We start from the raw sequence: 17,637 nt of genomic DNA, 5'->3' as shown, positions 1-17,637 counted from the left end.
AGAAGAAGTGTCAGGCGGGTTACAAATAGCAAGAGGCGAAGCTGAAAAGGATGGCCTGTGGTGCTACCACACCAACAGGCCAATTAGGCTGTGCTTAGAAGCGCATACCTATGCCCAGGTAGTTGTTACGGCCGGCGTGCTGGCCCGCTTCAACAAACAACCGTGCGCTGTCGAGACGGAAGTTGATGCCGATCTCACCAGAAGGTCCGAAATCTGAACCTGGCAGCAACTGTGTACCCAAGCCAAGACCTGCGTAAATGCTGGTAGCGTTGTTCAGGAAGAACATCAAGTTCAAGCCCAAGTCGCCAGCCATCACGAAGTCATCACCAATACCACCACCCAGCTCTGCATCGATCATCAAGCCCAGACCACTGCGGCGCAGACCATCAGCCTGAATAGGGATGCTGTAGCTGAAGATACCGCCAATACCATCGGCATAAGACCCGACCATTAAGCCCGTAGAGGCCTGATTGGTGCGGATGTTGACATCGGCGTGCGCTGCCGCTGCGAAACTCATAGCCACTAAAAGGATTACAAGACGTTTCATCGGTTTCTCCGTAGATGAATGGAATTTACAAAGATAGTAGACAATAGGAATGTAAGCGGCGCAATGCTCCAGACGCAATATTGTCGATCGGGCAATGCGTCTAGGGTCCTTGTAATGGGACTCTTCAAAGCGATTACCCGCCTTGTGTTGTCGTTTGGCCTTCAAAGTACGAACAAAGATGCATTGCCTACCCACAATAGGTAAACTATGCGCCCCTTAAATGAGGTACAGCATGCGCGTCGCAGATTTCGATTTTACCTTACCTGATGAGCTGATTGCTCGTTACCCCATGCCTGAGCGCACGGCCAGCCGACTGTTGCAACTGAGTGGCGAGACGGGCGCAGTGCAGCATGGTCAGTTTGGTGATGTCCTGAATTTATTGCAGCCCGGTGATTTGCTGGTGATGAACAACACGCGGGTGATGCCAGCGCGTTTATTTGGGCAAAAGGCCAGTGGTGGTCGGTTGGAAATCCTGATCGAGCGGTTATTGGATGAGCGGTCAGCGCTTGCGCATGTGCGCGCCAGTCGTGCCCCGAAGCCGGGTGCCGAACTGCATCTCGACGGTGGTGGTATCGTTAATGTGGTGGGGCGTCGCGATGCCTTGTTTGAACTGCAATTGGCGCCCGAATTGAGCTGGTTGCCGGTATTGCACGCGCAAGGCCACATGCCGTTGCCGCCGTATATCGACCGGGAAGACCAAGCGTCGGATCGCGAGCGCTATCAAACTGTTTACGCGCAAGTGGAAGGGGCGGTTGCAGCGCCTACGGCTGGACTGCACTTTGACGCGCCCTTGTTGCAGGCACTCAAAGACAAGGGCGTTGAGCAGGCCTTCGTCACTCTGCATGTGGGCGCCGGTACGTTTCAGCCGGTAAAGGTTGATACCGTAGAAGAGCATGTCATGCACTCCGAGTATCTTGAAGTGTCGGCGGACACCGTGGCGGCTGTTCAGGCTTGCAAAGCCCGTGGTGGTCGCGTCGTAGCGGTCGGTACCACATCGGTACGCAGTCTCGAAAGTGCCGCACGCAGCGGCGAATTGCAGGCCTTCGCTGGCGACTCCGATATCTTTATTTACCCCGGCTACCGCTTTAAGGTGGTCGATGCTTTGATTACCAATTTCCATTTGCCGCAATCGACGTTGTTGATGTTGATCAGCGCGTTTGCCGGGAAAGAAGCGGTAATGGCCGCTTATGAAGCCGCCATTGCCGAACGCTATCGATTTTTCAGTTACGGGGACGCCATGTTTGTCACCCGTTCACAGGAGGCCGCCCAATGAGCCGCGAATGTTTTATGAAGTTTGAGTTGCACGGCACCGATGGCGCGGCGCGCCGTGCCACGCTGACCTTTCCGCGTGGCAAAGTGGAAACACCGTGTTTTATGCCGGTGGGCACGTACGGTACGGTGAAAGGCATGTTGCCGCGTGACATCGTGGAAAGTGGTGCGCAAATTATTCTGGGCAATACCTTTCATCTGATGTTGCGACCCGGCACGGCAGTGATTCAAGAGCACGGCGATCTGCACGACTTCAACGGGTGGTCGGGCCCCATTTTGACGGATAGCGGCGGTTTCCAAGTGTTTAGCTTGGGCGAAATGCGCAAAATCAGCGAAAAGGGCGTGGTCTTTAAGTCGCCAGTCGATGGTGCGCGGGTAGAATTGTCGCCAGAAAAAGCCATGCAGGTGCAGCGGGAACTCGGTTCTGACATTGTAATGATTTTTGATGAGTGCACGCCGTACCCAGCGACACCGGACGAAGCGCGCAAGTCCATGGAGCTGTCTTTGCGTTGGGCGAAGCGCAGTAAAGATGCGCACGGCGATAGCCCGTCCGCGCTGTTCGGCATTATTCAGGGCGGCATGTATGGCGACCTGCGTAAGCGCTCACTGGCAGGGCTGAAAGACATCGAATTCGACGGCTACGCCATTGGCGGCTTGTCGGTCGGCGAGCCGAAAGACGAAATGATGAAGGTGTTGGATGTCATTACGGGCGACATGCCGGAAGACAAACCGCGTTATTTGATGGGCGTGGGTACACCGGAAGACTTGGTGGAATCGGTATTGCGTGGCGTGGATATGTTCGACTGCGTGATGCCAACACGCAACGCACGTAACGGCCATTTGTTCACCTCAGAGGGTGTGGTGAAAATCCGCAACGCGACGCACCGTCACGATACGCGCCCACTGGACCCGGAATGTGACTGCTACACCTGCCAGAATTTCTCGCGCAGCTATTTGCATCATTTGGACAAGTGTAAGGAAATGCTGGGCGCGCAGTTGAATACCATTCACAATCTGCGCTACTACCAGCACCTGATGGCCGGTTTGCGCGGAGCGATCGAATCGGGTAATTTGTCCGCCTTTGTTGATGAGTTTTACGCGAAACGGGGGCAAGAGCGGCCCGCTGCGTCGTAGGAGAAAGAACAACAGTTCGTGGTTTTTCCACGGGCTAAGGGTTTAAAAACACGTTTCTGTCCGCATTGAAGATGCAGGATACCTAAGAACATAAGAATTTAATTTCAGGAGTAATGTAATGAAAGCTGTTCTGTCTGTAGTTGCTTTGTTAGCACTGGCTGCCCCCGGCACGGCGTTTGCCGCTGCGGCTGGCTCACCAAGCCCAATCCCATCGTTCATCATGTTGGGTCTATTTGTCCTGATTTTCTATTTCATGTTGTGGCGTCCACAAGCTAAGAAGCAGAAAGCGCACCGTGCGCTGATGGAAAGCCTGACCAAGGGTGACGAAATCATCACCATTGGCGGTCTGGCAGGTAAGATCACCAAGGTATCCGACGACTTCGTCGTGGCTGAAGTAGCTGAAGGTGTAGAGCTTAAATTCCAGCGCAGTGCCGTATCGGCGACGTTGGTAAAGGGTACGCTCAAGCAGCTCTAATTGTCGGAGCGAGTGCACAGCGCCATTCGTTAGGCCCGGCTTGTCCGGGCCATGTTGTCTCACTAGGACAGTCTTATGCTCAATCGTTTCCCCGTCTGGAAATACTGCATGGTCGCCATCGTAGTATTTTTGGGCATTATCTACAGTTTGCCGAACTTGTATCGGGCAGACTACGCCGTGCAGATCACGGCCTCCTCGGCAACTGCTGCCGTCACCACTGGTGTTGAAGAGCGCGCGTTACGCGTTCTGGAAGACGCCGATATTCCTGTTCGTTTGGCTGAGCGCGTTGGCAATACCTTGCTGATTCGCCTGGCAAGTGGCGAAGATCAACTTGCGGCGCGGACGATAGTCCAGCAATCGCTGGGCGATGATTACATCGCTGCCTTGAACCGAGCGAATACCACGCCGCGCTGGCTTGAAGCCATCGGAGGCAAACCGTTGAGCTTGGGCCTCGACCTCAGTGGGGGTGTGCACTTCCTGATGGAAGTCGACATGCCAACTTATCTGGCTGATCGCGTCAGTGATTACGACGCCGCGCTGCGCCGCCAGTTCCGTGATGAAAACATTCGCTTCGCGAACGTCGAAGTCGTGGGTGACCGCGCCTTAACAGTCAGTTTCCGTTCTGCCGAAGACCGCACGGCCGGTGAAAACTACATTCGACGCAACTACCCTGAATTCGAGCGCAATACCTCAACCAGCGGCAACCTGTTTCAACTGCGCTTGACGCTGAGCGACGACCGTATTCGTGAATTTGAAGACTATGCGATCCAGCAGAACTTAACGACGCTGAGCAGCCGAGTTAACGAATTGGGTGTAGCAGAACCTCTGGTGCAGCGCCAAGGCCGCAACCGTATCGTGGTCGAATTGCCTGGCGTGCAAGACACTGCTACCGCGAAGCGCGTACTGGGTACGGCCGCTGAGCTGGAGTTCCGCTTGGAGGCGAAGCCTGGTGATTCACCACTGGATATAGAGCGCTTCCCAACGCGCGATGGTGCCGGTGGCGCACCGTTCGCTGACTTGCGAAAAGAAGTGATCGTAACCGGTACGAACGTGACTAACGCTCGTTCCGATTACGATGAAAATGGCTTGCCTCAGGTATCGGTCAGTTTGAACAGTGCCGGTGGTACCAACATGATGCGCGTGACGCGCGGCAATGTGGGTACACGCATGGGTGCGCTGTTCATTGAATACAATACCATCACTACCTACCGTACCGTAGATGGCGAGCGCATTGCCGAATACGAGAATGTGGTGGAGAAGAGCGTCATCAGCTTGGCCACCATTCAGAGTGCTTTTGGCCCGTCATTCCGTATCACTGGTATGCGCTCACCCGCTGAGGCGGCTGAGCTAGCCCTGTTATTGCGTGCCGGTGCACTGGCCGCGCCCATGTACTTCGTGGAAGAGCGTACCATCGGACCAAGCCTCGGTGCAGACAACATCCGTATGGGTGTCACGTCGGTCATCATCGGCTTCATGGCCGTGATTGCCTTCATGATCCTGTGGTATCGCACCTTCGGTTTGTTGGCCAACATTGCGCTGGCCATCAACTTACTGCTGATTGTTTCTGTGATGTCGTTGCTGAGTGCCACGCTCACGTTGCCGGGCATTGCCGGTATCGTTTTGACGGTGGGTATGGCGGTGGATGCGAACGTGCTCATCTTCTCGCGCATACGCGAAGAGCTAACCAATGGAGAGTCGCCACAATCGGCCATATCCGCCGGTTTTGATCGCGCGTTCGTGACCATCTTCGATGCGAACATTACGACGCTGATCGTTGCCATCATTCTCTTTGCTGTGGGTACTGGTGCGGTGAAAGGCTTTGCGGTCACGCTGTCGGTCGGCATTCTAACGTCGATGTTCACCGCCATTATTGTTACGCGCAGTCTGGTGAATTTGTTTTTTGGTGGTCGATCTCTTAAGTCGGTCCCTATTTGGGAGGTCTGGGCATGGCGGAAGTAGCAGAAAAGTCACCCGTGAAAGTTTATCCATTTATGTCAAAGCGGCTAGCTGCTGCTGTACTGTCAGGTCTGTTGTTGCTGGGCTCGCTGGGTTCACTGGCGTTCCAAGGGCTTAACCTGGGTCTGGACTTTACTGGCGGTACGCTGGTAGAGCTGGGTTACAGTGAGCCTGCGAACCTGAACGCAGTGCGTGATGTATTGGCTGCCGAGGGTTTCGAAGACGCCCGTGTGCAGTTCTTTGGCTCCGAACGTGAAGTGATGATCCGCTTACGCGCCGATGATGATCCACAATTGGGTGATCGCATTGTGGCGTTGATGCGCGACACCAGTGACGGCCAAATCAGCTTACGGCGCAGTGAGTTTGTTGGTCCGGCGGTTGGTGAAGAGTTGCGTGACCGTGGCGGGTTGGGCATGATTTTGGCCTTGGCCGTGGTTATGCTCTATGTCGCTCTGCGTTTCCAATATAAGTTTGCCTTTGGTGCGGTGGCGGCGTTGATACACGACGTCATCATCGTGGTCGGTATCTTCTCGCTGTTTCAGTTGAATTTTGACCTGACGGTGCTCGCAGCTGTGCTCGCTGTAGTGGGGTATTCGCTCAACGACTCCATAGTGGTGGCGGACCGCATACGGGAAAACTTCCGCAGTGTACGCCGCGACGATACGCTCTACATCGTTGATCTGTCGCTGACCCAAACGCTGGGCAGGACCTTGGTGACGTCGGGTACGACCATTCTGGTATTGCTCTCGTTGCTGGTGTTTGGTGGCGAATTGATTCGTATGTTCAGCTTGGCGCTGTTGATCGGTGTTGTCGTGGGTACCTACTCTTCGATCTATGTATCGGCGAATGTACTGGCGCAGATGAATTTAACCAAGCAGGATATGATGCAGCCAGAGAAAAAAGAAGTAGAAACGGAAGAAGACATTCCGGATTGGCTAAAAGACTGAGTAAGCTCGGTCATTAGGTCGCCGTTACAATTCGTTGCTTAACATAACGGGTTGTGACGGTACTCTGATAGAAAAGGCGTACACTTAATGGCAATGGAGTATGCGATTCCAGCATGCTCTGCCGCATCCCAGTCTGCGCGGCACCAACTGACCCGGGCCTGAACACTATCACGTTGGGTCGCTTGATGTCGCGAGGCTGGTTCTAATCACAAAAAAGCCAGCGCATGCGCTGGCTTTTTTGTGCCGATACCGAAGTCCCGTAGGGCGGGTGCTTTTCTTTATAAGTACACCCGCAACACCATTTCGCAGGATGCCAGCCCTCTGGCCGAACCTTCGCGCAGAGGGCTGCGCTCCTACGACGTTGACTTCTTCGCTTTGGATTGCGAAAACTGACTGGACTTGAATGGCATAACGATCGAGCCCGTAGCGCCCCTTGCCATCCAGTCGTGGAACTCTTCCGCCAATCGCTCACCTGCACCGACCGCTTTTCGCCAGTAAGTATGGCGTTCACTATCCGATAAACGACTGAAGTCACGCCGATCCGGTAACTTGCCGTATGGCAGCTTTTCAATAAAAGCCGGAGACGGGGTCATCAGTACGACGTCTTGATAGTGCAGTTCATTGACGCGTCGCCACGACAGCGACTTATCGAACCAACCGGGCTTGAGAACCGGTGCAAAATGCGGGTAGAGGACATAACCATTGGGCGTGTCGAATGGCAGATCAAAGTGGTAGTCGACCATGCCTCCATCGCGGTACAGTCCATTGGACGAGCCGGGAATGTTTTCCACGCCAGCCAGAGCCAGCGGTATAGCCGCTGAAGCCATCAAAGCGGGAATCAAATTGTCCGTAGAGAGCTTGCTAACGGTGGTGTGAAAGTCGTTATAGTGCGAGATCGGCAATGAGCCGGGCGCGCTTTGCACGATATGGCGATCAAAATGCCAGCGCAGTGTTCGGCGCGATGCTAAATTGCCGGCCGCGACCAGAGCAAAGGCCATGGCCTGTTTAAAGCGAGATTCGTTGCAGGTAACGCCTTTGCAGCGCGCCGCTACAATATTCAGCGAGCGGTGCGGCTGGGGAGAATATTCGTCCGTTAGAACTTCCTTCAGCATTAACTCACATTGGTCGGAGACTTGCTGTGCCGTCATGCCTTTCGGGAAGCTCTGGTTTAAATAAGACGATTCTAAGCGTTGCAATGCAGCTACCGGATCAGCCGCCGCATGGCAAGCCATACGCCATGCGCCTATGGATGAGCCGACCAGTTGAAGTTCAGGCGCTTTGGGCAGGCAGTTGCGGGCCAGCTCTTGGTCCAAATGGCTCAGTACAAACCACTTAGGGCCGCCAGAGGCGCCCAACATTACCTGAACGTCTTTAGCTTGAAATCCTCGTTCGCGGATGCGGCTGTAGGCTCGCTTGCCAGCGACTATCTGCAGTGAATGCATCCGTTCAACACTCCCAATTCAATGCCATGATACTCAGACGATATCCCGCAACAGCTGAACTGTAGCTTTAAATAAGCGAGGGTTCGCACCCACCATGTTGCCTTGCGCGGATTGAATGGGTGAGCCGGAGAGATCGCCCGTTACAGCGCCAGACTCTGTGGCCAGCAGTTGTGCGGTCGCCAGCTCCAGCGCGGAGAGGTTGTGCAGTACTACGATATCCAGTTTGCCAGCGGCCATATCGGTGATGTCCAGCAGGGCGCAACCACTGATTCGGGTTTGCTGGCAGGCATCGGCTACCTTCATGAACACGTCAGGGTTCTTCAGGTCGCCACCAAAAAAAGCATTAGATAAGCGATCCATCTGGCGCGTTCGGACACGCCGGCCATTGACCTGTAAGCCGCGTCCGCGGGACACCATGATTTCCAGGTTCAAGAACGGGAAGACAACGCATGCATGTTCCATGCGGTTGCGCTGCCATTGACTGATCAGTACGCCACAGCCGGGTAAGCCGCGTAGATAGTTGGTTTCGCCGAGCAGTACATCGACTTTCCAGTGCGTATCTGGCTCGGCATCGCGCACCTCAAAGGTGCCTGTTTGCGTGCACTCCACCGTCTGTTGCGGGTGGGCATTGTGCAGCACGGTAAACGCTCTTTTGGCGGCCCCGATGTGTAAGCCTTTTACGGTGGCGTCGACGCTGCCGGACTCTTCGGTTAGAGTAGCCCAGTGTTCGCGTGTATAAACCAGTTTTTCAGAAGCAGCATGGGCTGCTCTTAATGCAATATTAAGAGTAGGATGCATGGTAGCTGTTCAGCCCCTGTAGTAGGTGGTCGAAAAGAATAAGGTCGCCCTGCGGCTGACCAAATATCAATGCGCCCAGTGTTAAAAAAATGCAGTAGTGTTAAAAAGCACGGAACCGCGGATTCTAACAGAAAACATTAGTGATGGGAGAGGAACTTTGCTCAGTTTGGCGCATTTGTCGCGCATTCGCATGGTCATGGTGGAAACATCACTGTCCGCAAATATTGGATCGGCCGCTCGTGCTATGAAAACCATGGGCATGAGCAATTTGGTGGTGGTCAATCCGCATGAAAACCCTTTGTCCGAGCAAGCCATTGCGCGGGCGTCCGGCGCTCAAGATATTTTAGAGCGTGTAGTGCAGGTGCCCACCTTAGAGGAGGCGTTGCAGGGCTGCGAACTGGTCATCGGTACCAGTGCCAGAGATCGTGCACTGCCATGGCCGATGCTGACGCCACGTGAAATTCCGCAGCAGATTGCTACGGTCGGCGCCGAGGGTGATATCGCCATCGTTTTTGGTCGTGAGCGCAGTGGCTTAACGAACGAAGAGCTGGCGCGTTGCCATTACCATGTGCATATCCCCGCGAACCCGGATTACAGCTCATTGAACATCGCCTCTGCGATGCAAATCATCGCTTACGAAGTTCGCTTGGCCATGTTGCAGGGCGAGGAATCGGGCCGGGCGGGTAACGAAGAACCGCAATTGCGCGCCCGCGCTGAAGACTTGGAAGGCTTTTTTCAGCACCTACAAGCCATGCTGGTTGATATTGAGTTTGCCGACCCCAATAATCTGAAGCAGTTGATGATCAAACTGCGCCGCTTTCACATGCGGGCACAACCTGAACCTGTCGAGCTGAATATTCTGCGCGGCATTGTCAGTCAGACTCAAAAGACCATAGGCCGCCTGAAAGATGTTTAAAACCGTAAGAGAAGACATTGCCAGTGTGTTTGAACGCGACCCCGCGGCACGCAATACACTCGAGGTGTTAACGACCTACCCCGGCCTGCACGCGGTCATGTTTCATCGCTTATCGCATAAATTGTGGCGAATGAATTTGAAGTGGCTGGCGCGCTTTCTGTCGACGTTGTCGCGTTGGTTCACCGGTATCGAAATACACCCAGGTGCGACCATCGGTCGACGCTTCTTTATCGATCATGGGATGGGCGTGGTGATCGGTGAGACCGCTGAAATCGGTGACGATGTGACCATTTATCAGGGCGTGACGCTGGGTGGTACGTCTTGGCAAGTGGGTAAACGCCACCCTACGCTGGAGGACGGTGTTGTCGTCGGCGCGGGAGCCAAGGTGTTGGGGCCTTTTACGGTGGGGGCGAATGCTCGCATTGGTTCTAACTCGGTGGTCACCAAAGCGGTGCCCGCTGGTGCGACTGTCGTCGGGGTGCCGGGTCGAGTGATAAAACGCGCTGGCGAAGCAGGTGAAACCGATGAGCGGCGCAAGGCGATGGCGGAAAAGCTGGGCTTTGACGCTTACGGGGTGTCAGACATGCCGGACCCGATTGCCCATTCAATCAAGGCTCTGCTGGACCATATGCACGCGGTGGACGAGCGTATGAACGGCATGTGCGGGACATTACAGCGTTTGGACAAGTCATTTAAGAATGAGCAGCTACCTGAGCTGAACGACAGTGACTTTACGGCAGTGTCCGAAGCCGACCGAGCATGTCCAGATTGGGGAAAGCGGGCCGAGGAATGATTTTTAGAGTTCTCTAATCCAGTGAAACATGACGATTTTCAAGGTCGATATCGTCATGTTTCACTGTGGTGCTAGCTAGGATCGGTGCACTAGAATAACGAACTCGGGTTTCCCCGGTTGAGGCTCGCCTAGTTGTGGCGAGTGGTTAAATTTCTATAGGTAACAAGGAAGCGATTACCATGAAACTATCCCCACGACAATCTCAAGTATTTGATGCTTTGAAGCGCGGTGCGTCCAATGGCGATATTGCAGCGCAATTAAGTATTTCCGAACACACCGTTAAGTACCATTGTCGCATGCTGTACAAGCAGTTTGATGTACAGAACCGTTTTGAACTGATGAGCATCTTGTTTCGCGAGCGAAAACGAAGTCCTGCTCAGCCCGTTTGACTCCTCAATGCAAAAAGTTTCAACGTTGCGTAACCTTACCCCTTAGGTGTGTTGTCAAGAGACCGCCTGATTGGCAGGTATTCCCTGTTTTATAGCCGCCTTGTGCGGCTTTTTTTATGCCCATGAATGGGCCGAAGAACAGTCGGTAGGGCGGCGTGTTTACACCCGCCGGAGGGGGGGCGAGTGTTTGCCGTTGCTGGCGCATGCCTTTTGGTAGAACCTCAGGTAAAATACTGCGCTTTAAAATCAGCCTCGGATTTACGATCCGATTCGCTAGTAGGATATAAGATGTCTCATATTGTTGTTTGTGCGTTATATAAGTTCGTCTCCTTGGACAATCACACCGCGTTGCGTCAGCCACTGACGGATGTATTGGAAGCGAACCAGATTCGCGGCACCCTGTTGTTGGCCAGTGAAGGCATCAATGGCACCGTGGCTGGCACCCGTGCCGCCATCGAAGCGCTGAAAGCATGGTTTACCGAGGATAGCCGCTTTGTTGGCATTGATTACAAAGAGTCCATGTCGGACGAACAACCGTTCTATCGCACCAAGGTTAAGCTGAAGAAAGAAATCGTCACCATGGGTGTCGAGGGCATCGACCCTCGGCGGGTAGTGGGTACTTATGTGCAACCTAAGGATTGGAACGCGCTGATCTCTGACCCTGAAGTGCTGTTGGTTGATACCCGCAACGATTATGAAGTGGGCATTGGAACGTTCAAAGGGGCCATTAACCCTAAAACAGATAGCTTCCGTGAGTTTCCGCAGTACGTTAAAGAGCAGTTGGACCCAAGTAAACACAAAAAGGTAGCCATGTTCTGTACTGGTGGCATTCGTTGCGAAAAAAGTACGGCCTTTTTGAAAGAACAGGGCTTTGATGAGGTCTATCACCTGCACGGGGGCATTTTAAAATATTTGGAAGAAGTGCCCGAGCAGGAATCACTGTGGGAAGGTGAGTGTTTCGTGTTTGATAACCGGGTGACGGTCAATCATGCCTTGTTGCCAGGTGACTATCAGCTCTGTGCTGGCTGTCGCGCGCCGTTGTCAGCGGAAGACCGCGCCAGTGAACATTTCGTGAAGGGCATTCAGTGCCCGCGTTGTTACGACAAGCACACGCCAGAGCAACGTAAGCGCTATGCAGAGCGTGAGCACCAGTTGCAGTTGGCAAAGGCACGTGGTGAGGCGCACATCGGTGCCGATGCAGCGCGTATCGCGGCCGAACGGAAAGCCGCTAAAGCTGCAAAAGCCGCGGCTCGTCGAGAAGGCATCTGACGCACCAGTCCGGCGGAACACTCCGCCTTGATGGTGTTGGGTTTAACTGCCGTGGTAAGTTTGTCCGAGAAGTCATTGGCGAATGGCCTGATTGGTGTCGCTATCGGTATCATGATTTCCATCATGGGAATAGATCTACACACGGGTACTAAGCGCTGTACCTTTGGGGCAATTGAACTGTTGGATGGCAACGCCGCTCCTCTGCGGCGGTGACGCCGTAGGAGCGCAGCCCTCTGCGCGAACCATTCGGGCAGAGGGCTGGCCTCCTACGGGTCTTTCATTATGCTCAGGGGCTGCCTTTTTTACAGATCCTTCACCACCGCTAACACGGCGGGCAATACATCCCGCCCGAACTGTGCGGCGCGCACATCCGACCAGCCATAGAGTTCATCCGGCAAGTCGTTGTTGTCTTTAAACGGCATCTCTACGGTGTAACCCAAACATTCGAACTGATTGCTCACCCACGTCGTGCCCAGCGTCATATTGGCTTGGCCGGGTGCATCAATGGCATAGCCGTGCGTGGTTTGGAAGTCTGGTGAGGCCATCAGCCACGCGGCTTTGAAGCGCTCTTGCAGCTTATCGATGCGGTCATTGAACGCAGGTACGCCTTCGGAACCGGCGACAAAGTTGTACGGCAGATTCTCATCACCATGAATGTCCAAGAACATGTCGACACCCGTTTCGAGCATTTTCTCGCGTACCAAGAATACTTCTGGGCTGCGTTCCATGGTTGGTGTCTGCCATTCGCGGTTTAGGTTGGCGCCCACGGCGTTGGTGCGCAAGTGACCACGTACACTGCCGTCCGGGTTCATGTTGGGCACAATGTAGAACACGGCGTTTTGCAGCAGTACCTTGGCGACCGCATCGTCTTCATCGAGCAAGCGCTCCAATAGCCCTTCAACAAACCATTCTGCCATGCTTTCACCGGGGTGTTGGCGTGCCGTGATCCACACCTTTTTCTTACTGTCGTCGGGTTCGCCGACCACCAGAAGAGACATGTCGCGTCCATCTAGGGTTTCACCCAACTCATGCAGCTCGCACAGCGGGGAAGTTTGTGCTTCGTGCAATAAGTCTTGGTGGCGCTCGTAGCTGTAGGGTGCGAAATAGGCGAAATAAATTGAATTGTGTTCGGGGTGGTGGCGAATCTCCAGGGCCTGGCCATCAAAGTGGGTTTCTACACGAAACCATGTCTCGCGGTCGTAAGAGGCCACTGCTTGATAGTCTGCCCAGCCCTTCGGGTAGGCTGAGTCGCCACAGTTCTCAATGCGCAAGCGATGCTCGACGCGCTCGGTGGTGCTGAGTCGAAAATGAAACCACTGATAAAATTCTGATTGATTGTCCTGCCGAATGTTGAGCCGGATGTCGGTCGGCGATGTTGCCGCGATTACTTCAATGTTGCCGCTGTCAAAGTTACTGGTGATCTTAATCATGTTGCTCAGTGTTCCTGGCGATGTGGGTTCTGGCGGCGGACTAGAGCACGCCATTCATTATTACCAGTTACTATAGTGGTCGGCAGGCTGAGGTGCCATGCTAGGGCATTGATTCGGGCATTTTGCGCGTACAGTGACCTATACAGCCTTGAATGCCGTACTTCTGACCCAAGTAAAGAGCATAAGGGCTCTTCCATGCACACAGTTCACGAGCGAGAGAATATATATGTCTGCAACTTGGTTTCCGAATACAACACAATGGCCGGTAAAGCACCCTGAGCGTCTGCAACTCTATACCATGGCAACACCCAATGGGCTTAAGGTGTCGATAGCATTAGAAGAGATGGGTATTCCATATGAGGCCCATTTGGTCAATATCATGGAAAACACACAGTTTGATCCCGACTACCTCAAGCTGAGTCCAAACGGTAAGATCCCGACGATTCTAGACCCCAATGGCCCAGAGGGCGAGCCCATCGCCATGATGGAGTCGGGTGCTATCTTGCTGTATCTGGCGGAAAAATCAGGGCAGTTACTGCCCACGGATCGGCGCGGGGAGTTGGCCGTGCGGCAATGGCTGTTTTTCCAAATGGCGCATATCGGGCCTATGTTTGGCCAGTTTGGACACTTCTACAAATACGCGGCGGACAAAACCAGTGATGCGTACGCAGTAACTCGCTACACCAATGAAGCAAAGCGCCTGCTGAAAGTATTGGATGATCGCTTGGCGGTGTCACCGTGGCTGGCGGGAGACGAATACAGCATTGCTGATATCGCTACCTTTCCTTGGGTTGCGGGTCTGACGTGGTACGACGGTTTGGCTGTATTGGAGTTCGACTCTTTCAAGCACGTGAAAGCCTGGTTGGACCGTTGTGAGGCGCGTCCGGCAACGCAACGTGGTCGTCAAGTAGGCTTATTCGATCACTGAGTTGTGCAGGTCGAAAGCGTTGCGCTGACGGCCTAACCTAGATACCATTACCGCTTAATAAATACTCAAAAAGGCCCCGTATCGCCGGGGTCTTTTTTATTTCAGAGAGCAAAACCATGGCCACAAGACACTTTTTGACGCTGTTGGACTTTTCCCCTGCTGAACTTCGGCAACTCATTGACCGTGCCATTGAGTTGAAGGCTATGCAGAAGCGTGGCGAGATTCATGAGCCTTTGAAAAACCGTGTGTTGGCGATGATCTTTGAAAAATCGTCAACGCGCACGCGTGTCTCCTTCGAAGCGGGTATGACACAATTGGGCGGTAGCGCCATCTTCTTGTCGCCGCGCGATACTCAGTTAGGACGTGGTGAGCCGATTGAAGATTCGGCGCGCGTGCTGGCTCAAATGGTTGATGCGGTAATGATTCGTACCTTTGAACACGCCAAGATCGAACGTTTTGCCGAGTACTCGGATGTGCCGGTGATCAACGCCCTCACCGATGACTACCACCCGTGTCAGTTATTGGCCGATATGCAGGCCTACCATGAGGTGCGTGGGTCGATACAAGGCAAAACAGTCACTTGGGTGGGCGATGGCAACAACATGTGTCACAGCTATATCAATGCCGCGCGGCAGTGGGATTTCAAGTTGAATATTGCCTGCCCGACGGGCTTTGAGCCCAATGCGGAGCTGGTGAAAGCTAACGCTGACCGCGTTACCCTGATGCAGGACCCGCGTGAGGCGGTGGAGCATTCGCATTTGGTGGTGACCGATGTTTGGGCGTCCATGGGGCAAGAAGACGAGGCAGAGGCGCGCTTAAAGCAGTTTGCCGATTATCAGATCAGTCCAACGCTGATGAACTTGGCAGATCGTGAAGCCTTGTTCATGCATTGTTTGCCAGCACACCGTGGCGAAGAGGTCAGCCATGACATGCTGGATGACCCCCGCTCCGTGGTTTGGGAAGAGGCAGGGAACCGTTTGCATGCGCAGAAAGCGTTGCTTGAGTTCCTGATCGCCTAAGGGGAGCATATAAAAACCCCCTTTTCTCAAGCTGGCGTTGTTAAAAATGTCCTCAAAATGCTCATTTACAGCCAGTAAACTGCGCTTTATCGGGCATTTTTGCCTAGCCAGCTTTTCGCCTCTGAGGTGTTTAGATGCTCCCTAATCATCAAAAGATGTTGCTGGCGCCCGCGACGCGCTGGTGAATCTCCTGAATGTCTGGGTGGTTGCGGTCGGTTGGCAAGCCCAGACGCTCAATAACAGGCAAAGCCGCCCAGTCGGCGCGTCCAAAGTAATTCTCACCCTTGGCGAACATCAGCAGGTTGGCGGCCGTGACCAGGTCGCAGTGTGTGACATTCGCGCTGTCGTTATCCAGCTTGCGATAGTTCGCCGGTACGTCACACATGGAAGCCGGAAAGTTCCATTGCTCCAGCATCATCTTTCCCAACTGGCCGTGCAAATGTCCTGATAGCTTGTCGAGGGTAATGCCGTCGATGTTTTTGTTGGAATGCTCCTCGGCGTAAGTCAATACCGGCAGCACACCAATACGATGCAGCAACGCCGCCAAGGTTGCTTCGTCCGGTGAAATTCCCGATCCTTCCGCTAAAACTGCAGCATAGGCCGCTACGCGGCTGGTGATTTGCCAGTTGCGTTGCATGCGCTCTTCGATCATTTCACTGGTGGCTTGAAACATCTGCTTCATGGCCAGGCCGATGGCGAGGTTGGCGGTGTAATTCATGCCCAAGCGGCTGATGGCCATTTGTAGGTCTTGAATTGGAAAGCTAACGCGAAACAGCGGCGAGTTTGTAACGCGAATAATACGCGCTGCAATGGCTGGGTCGCGACTGATCAGTGCGGTCAGGTCAGTAACGCTGGACTCACTGCTCTCGGCCACTTCGCGCACGCGCATAGCAATTTCAGGTGGCGTCGGCAGCACCAGTTGCTCACTGGCGACCAGCATGAGGATATCGTCGCGGATGCTTTCTACCATAGTAGCCATGCAGGGTTTCCTTTCAGTTAATCTGTTCTATGCGGTCGACCGATACGCCGTCGATCAGCAAGGCGTCGACCGATGGGGTATCGAGTGTCGGTAAACTGAGAATAGCCAGTCCAGTCCATGGCGTCTGGTCGTGGGTCACACGAATGACTTCTCCAAGTACTTTTGGAGACTCAGCCAAGGTTACTGAGGCTCCAGCGGCAGGCTTGCCACTGGTGCCGTGTAGAGCAAATAACTGGCGCTTGCTCTGGCCCTTGTAATGCAGGCGTGCCACCACTTCTTGGCCGGTGAAACAGCCTTTTTTGAAGCTGACACCGCCGAGTGTATCCCAAGCGATCATTTGCGGCACCCAGGCTTCGCAGGTGTCCGAGGTCACCCATACCCAACCTTGCGTTGTTTCCCAGTTGTCCCAGGTAGTCTCTGTGGCAAAGTTTGCTTCGGCTTCTAGGGCCGCCAAGGTGCGCTCATAAGCGTCTTCTTGTAACGCATTGAGCCATACCATCTGGTGGCCTCCCGAGAGGTGTATGCGTACGTGGGTGCTGGACGCTTCGACTTCGCCAGGGCGGGCATCCGCCGGGCTTGTTAGTAAGTAGCCCAGACCATGCCAGGCTTTAGATAGATTGTTTAATTCCGCTTTGTAGAAAACCGCGTATTTTTTGAGGCGACTTAGGGTGTCGTCAATGTGTTCCGCCGGCATGATGAGCCAGAAACAGTCATCTTGGACGCGCGCCAGTATAAAGTTGGCGTACAGACGACCCTTAACATTGCAGAGACCACCTAGGACCCAGGACCCAGTGGTCAGCGCGTTGAGATCGGCGGTGCTTTGGCCTTGGAGTAATTTGGCGGCATCCGGGCCGCGCACTTCAAAAACACCTTTACTCAACAAGGGGGCTACGATATCCGACATGATGGCTCCTGCAGAAAACAACTGGTGCAATCATACCAGCTTCTTTAGACTTCGAGTATGTACCGAACAGGTAATGTTATTGCTGTGTGGCAATGGCGTCTGTTGCCTGCTAATAACCCTTTTAGGAGACTCTCCCGATATGACTTCGCAAGAACCGTCGCAAGCCCCTTCCCAAGAAAAGCTCAATCGACTGTTTTGGCATAGTCGTCGTGGCATGCTGGAACTGGATCTGCTGCTGGTGCCCTTTGTGCAAGAGGCTTATCCGACGTTAGCCGAAGATGATCAGGCGCGGTATGAGGCTTTCATCACCGGGGAAGATCAGGATTTGTTCAATGTCTTGATGCAAAGCGTACCGCCTGCCAATGATGACGTGGCGCGTATTGTGCGTTTGATTCTGGATCACGCTGGTAAAGTTAAAACCGCCTAAGCGGCGCAGTGGGAT

18 protein-coding genes and 1 pseudogene are annotated in these 17,637 nt (G+C 53.9%); 13 read left to right on the top strand and 6 right to left on the bottom strand.

Annotated features, from left to right (window positions below; genetic code table 11):
- Positions 1 to 94 precede the first annotated feature (94 nt).
- Complete coding sequence (locus NFC81_RS12215; protein ID WP_304994755.1) at positions 95 to 547, bottom strand: hypothetical protein; 453 nt, start codon at positions 545 to 547, stop codon at positions 95 to 97.
- Positions 548 to 779: 232 nt separating this feature from the next.
- Between NFC81_RS12215 and queA the strand changes: the two genes are divergently transcribed.
- The 5 genes from queA to secF all read left to right on the top strand — a co-directional run bounded on the left by queA (position 780) and on the right by secF (position 6,328).
- Positions 780 to 1,820 carry a tRNA preQ1(34) S-adenosylmethionine ribosyltransferase-isomerase QueA gene (gene queA / locus NFC81_RS12210; RefSeq protein ID WP_304994754.1) on the top strand — a complete coding sequence of 347 codons (1,041 nt, stop codon included), beginning with the start codon at positions 780 to 782 and terminating at the stop codon, positions 1,818 to 1,820.
- Positions 1,817 to 2,950, top strand: coding sequence for a tRNA guanosine(34) transglycosylase Tgt (gene tgt / locus NFC81_RS12205; protein WP_370529867.1), 1,134 nt, complete (start codon positions 1,817 to 1,819; stop codon positions 2,948 to 2,950). Before queA ends, tgt begins: the two co-directional genes overlap by 4 nt.
- 118 nt (positions 2,951 to 3,068) lie before the next feature.
- The gene (gene yajC / locus NFC81_RS12200; RefSeq protein ID WP_370529866.1) at positions 3,069 to 3,425 is read left to right on the top strand and encodes a preprotein translocase subunit YajC; all 357 of its coding nucleotides are present in this window, start codon (positions 3,069 to 3,071) and stop codon (positions 3,423 to 3,425) included.
- 75 nt (positions 3,426 to 3,500) lie between these two features.
- Positions 3,501 to 5,384 (top strand): protein translocase subunit SecD, encoded by a 1,884-nt coding sequence (gene secD, locus NFC81_RS12195; RefSeq protein WP_304994753.1) that lies wholly within the window; start codon positions 3,501 to 3,503, stop codon positions 5,382 to 5,384.
- On the top strand, positions 5,372 to 6,328 hold the full coding sequence (gene secF / locus NFC81_RS12190; RefSeq protein ID WP_304994752.1) for a protein translocase subunit SecF: 957 nt from the start codon (positions 5,372 to 5,374) through the stop codon (positions 6,326 to 6,328). Before secD ends, secF begins: the two co-directional genes overlap by 13 nt.
- Before the next feature lie 353 nt (positions 6,329 to 6,681).
- Here secF and NFC81_RS12185 read toward each other — a convergent pair whose 3' ends face one another.
- Together NFC81_RS12185 and NFC81_RS12180 are read right to left on the bottom strand one after the other, a co-directional pair.
- Positions 6,682 to 7,770, bottom strand: a complete 1,089-nt coding sequence (locus NFC81_RS12185) for a patatin-like phospholipase family protein (RefSeq protein WP_304994751.1) — start codon at positions 7,768 to 7,770, stop codon at positions 6,682 to 6,684.
- Between the two features lie 33 nt (positions 7,771 to 7,803).
- Entirely contained in the window at positions 7,804 to 8,568 is a 765-nt protein-coding gene (locus NFC81_RS12180; RefSeq protein WP_304994750.1) for an inositol monophosphatase family protein, read from the bottom strand.
- Positions 8,569 to 8,725: 157 nt separating this feature from the next.
- Here NFC81_RS12180 and trmJ point away from each other — a divergent pair, with 157 nt between their 5' ends.
- The 5 genes and pseudogenes from trmJ to NFC81_RS12155 form a co-directional block, all read left to right on the top strand.
- Positions 8,726 to 9,484, top strand: a complete 759-nt coding sequence (trmJ, locus tag NFC81_RS12175) for a tRNA (cytosine(32)/uridine(32)-2'-O)-methyltransferase TrmJ (protein WP_304994749.1) — start codon at positions 8,726 to 8,728, stop codon at positions 9,482 to 9,484.
- The gene (gene cysE, locus NFC81_RS12170) at positions 9,477 to 10,277 is read left to right on the top strand and encodes a serine O-acetyltransferase (protein WP_304994748.1); all 801 of its coding nucleotides are present in this window, start codon (positions 9,477 to 9,479) and stop codon (positions 10,275 to 10,277) included. The genes trmJ and cysE overlap by 8 nt, the downstream gene beginning before the upstream one ends.
- A gap of 179 nt (positions 10,278 to 10,456) precedes the next feature.
- Positions 10,457 to 10,666 carry a helix-turn-helix transcriptional regulator gene (locus tag NFC81_RS12165; RefSeq protein WP_304994747.1) on the top strand — a complete coding sequence of 70 codons (210 nt, stop codon included), beginning with the start codon at positions 10,457 to 10,459 and terminating at the stop codon, positions 10,664 to 10,666.
- Positions 10,667 to 10,954: 288 nt separating this feature from the next.
- The gene (locus tag NFC81_RS12160; protein WP_304994746.1) at positions 10,955 to 11,935 is read left to right on the top strand and encodes a rhodanese-related sulfurtransferase; all 981 of its coding nucleotides are present in this window, start codon (positions 10,955 to 10,957) and stop codon (positions 11,933 to 11,935) included.
- A gap of 18 nt (positions 11,936 to 11,953) precedes the next feature.
- Positions 11,954 to 12,148 (top strand): annotated as a pseudogene (locus NFC81_RS12155) (tripartite tricarboxylate transporter permease); the annotation flags it as partial.
- A gap of 89 nt (positions 12,149 to 12,237) precedes the next feature.
- On the opposite strand, the gene NFC81_RS12150 reads toward NFC81_RS12155, so the two are convergent.
- Positions 12,238 to 13,365: a M14-type cytosolic carboxypeptidase gene (locus tag NFC81_RS12150; protein WP_370529865.1), complete on the bottom strand. Its 1,128-nt coding sequence runs from the start codon at positions 13,363 to 13,365 to the stop codon at positions 12,238 to 12,240.
- Between the two features lie 226 nt (positions 13,366 to 13,591).
- Here NFC81_RS12150 and NFC81_RS12145 point away from each other — a divergent pair, with 226 nt between their 5' ends.
- Together NFC81_RS12145 and argF are read left to right on the top strand one after the other, a co-directional pair.
- Positions 13,592 to 14,293, top strand: a complete 702-nt coding sequence (locus tag NFC81_RS12145) for a glutathione binding-like protein (protein WP_304994745.1) — start codon at positions 13,592 to 13,594, stop codon at positions 14,291 to 14,293.
- A gap of 116 nt (positions 14,294 to 14,409) precedes the next feature.
- Positions 14,410 to 15,312: an ornithine carbamoyltransferase gene (gene argF / locus NFC81_RS12140; RefSeq protein WP_304994744.1), complete on the top strand. Its 903-nt coding sequence runs from the start codon at positions 14,410 to 14,412 to the stop codon at positions 15,310 to 15,312.
- 148 nt (positions 15,313 to 15,460) lie between these two features.
- On the opposite strand, the gene NFC81_RS12135 is transcribed toward argF, so the two are convergent.
- Positions 15,461 to 16,291, bottom strand: a complete 831-nt coding sequence (locus NFC81_RS12135) for an HDOD domain-containing protein (RefSeq protein ID WP_304994743.1) — start codon at positions 16,289 to 16,291, stop codon at positions 15,461 to 15,463.
- A 13-nt stretch (positions 16,292 to 16,304) separates the two neighbouring features.
- Positions 16,305 to 17,195, bottom strand: a complete 891-nt coding sequence (locus NFC81_RS12130) for a hypothetical protein (protein ID WP_304994742.1) — start codon at positions 17,193 to 17,195, stop codon at positions 16,305 to 16,307.
- 139 nt (positions 17,196 to 17,334) lie between these two features.
- Between NFC81_RS12130 and NFC81_RS12125 the strand changes: the two genes are divergently transcribed.
- Positions 17,335 to 17,622, top strand: coding sequence for a succinate dehydrogenase assembly factor 2 (locus tag NFC81_RS12125; RefSeq protein ID WP_304994741.1), 288 nt, complete (start codon positions 17,335 to 17,337; stop codon positions 17,620 to 17,622).
- The last annotated feature ends 15 nt before the right edge of the window (positions 17,623 to 17,637 follow it).

It is taken from the genome of Salinispirillum sp. LH 10-3-1, assembly GCF_030643825.1.
Classification (GTDB): domain Bacteria; phylum Pseudomonadota; class Gammaproteobacteria; order Pseudomonadales; family Natronospirillaceae; genus Salinispirillum.
The sequence above is the reverse complement of the archived record's forward strand: the minus strand, read 5'-3'. Positions and strand labels throughout refer to the sequence as shown.

What these genes read in the sequence shown, in the direction of transcription:
- NFC81_RS12215 (WP_304994755.1), bottom strand. Translation starts at nt 547, where the DNA reads ATGAAACGTCTTGTAATCCTTTTAGTGGCTATGAGTTTCGCAGCGGCA.
- queA (WP_304994754.1), top strand. Translation starts at nt 780, where the DNA reads ATGCGCGTCGCAGATTTCGATTTTACCTTACCTGATGAGCTGATTGCT.
- tgt (WP_370529867.1), top strand. Translation starts at nt 1,817, where the DNA reads ATGAGCCGCGAATGTTTTATGAAGTTTGAGTTGCACGGCACCGATGGC.
- yajC (WP_370529866.1), top strand. Translation starts at nt 3,069, where the DNA reads ATGAAAGCTGTTCTGTCTGTAGTTGCTTTGTTAGCACTGGCTGCCCCC.
- secD (WP_304994753.1), top strand. Translation starts at nt 3,501, where the DNA reads ATGCTCAATCGTTTCCCCGTCTGGAAATACTGCATGGTCGCCATCGTA.
- secF (WP_304994752.1), top strand. Translation starts at nt 5,372, where the DNA reads ATGGCGGAAGTAGCAGAAAAGTCACCCGTGAAAGTTTATCCATTTATG.
- NFC81_RS12185 (WP_304994751.1), bottom strand. Translation starts at nt 7,770, where the DNA reads ATGCATTCACTGCAGATAGTCGCTGGCAAGCGAGCCTACAGCCGCATC.
- NFC81_RS12180 (WP_304994750.1), bottom strand. Translation starts at nt 8,568, where the DNA reads ATGCATCCTACTCTTAATATTGCATTAAGAGCAGCCCATGCTGCTTCT.
- cysE (WP_304994748.1), top strand. Translation starts at nt 9,477, where the DNA reads ATGTTTAAAACCGTAAGAGAAGACATTGCCAGTGTGTTTGAACGCGAC.
- NFC81_RS12165 (WP_304994747.1), top strand. Translation starts at nt 10,457, where the DNA reads ATGAAACTATCCCCACGACAATCTCAAGTATTTGATGCTTTGAAGCGC.
- NFC81_RS12160 (WP_304994746.1), top strand. Translation starts at nt 10,955, where the DNA reads ATGTCTCATATTGTTGTTTGTGCGTTATATAAGTTCGTCTCCTTGGAC.
- NFC81_RS12150 (WP_370529865.1), bottom strand. Translation starts at nt 13,365, where the DNA reads ATGATTAAGATCACCAGTAACTTTGACAGCGGCAACATTGAAGTAATC.
- NFC81_RS12145 (WP_304994745.1), top strand. Translation starts at nt 13,592, where the DNA reads ATGTCTGCAACTTGGTTTCCGAATACAACACAATGGCCGGTAAAGCAC.
- argF (WP_304994744.1), top strand. Translation starts at nt 14,410, where the DNA reads ATGGCCACAAGACACTTTTTGACGCTGTTGGACTTTTCCCCTGCTGAA.
- NFC81_RS12135 (WP_304994743.1), bottom strand. Translation starts at nt 16,291, where the DNA reads ATGGCTACTATGGTAGAAAGCATCCGCGACGATATCCTCATGCTGGTC.
- NFC81_RS12130 (WP_304994742.1), bottom strand. Translation starts at nt 17,195, where the DNA reads ATGTCGGATATCGTAGCCCCCTTGTTGAGTAAAGGTGTTTTTGAAGTG.
- NFC81_RS12125 (WP_304994741.1), top strand. Translation starts at nt 17,335, where the DNA reads ATGACTTCGCAAGAACCGTCGCAAGCCCCTTCCCAAGAAAAGCTCAAT.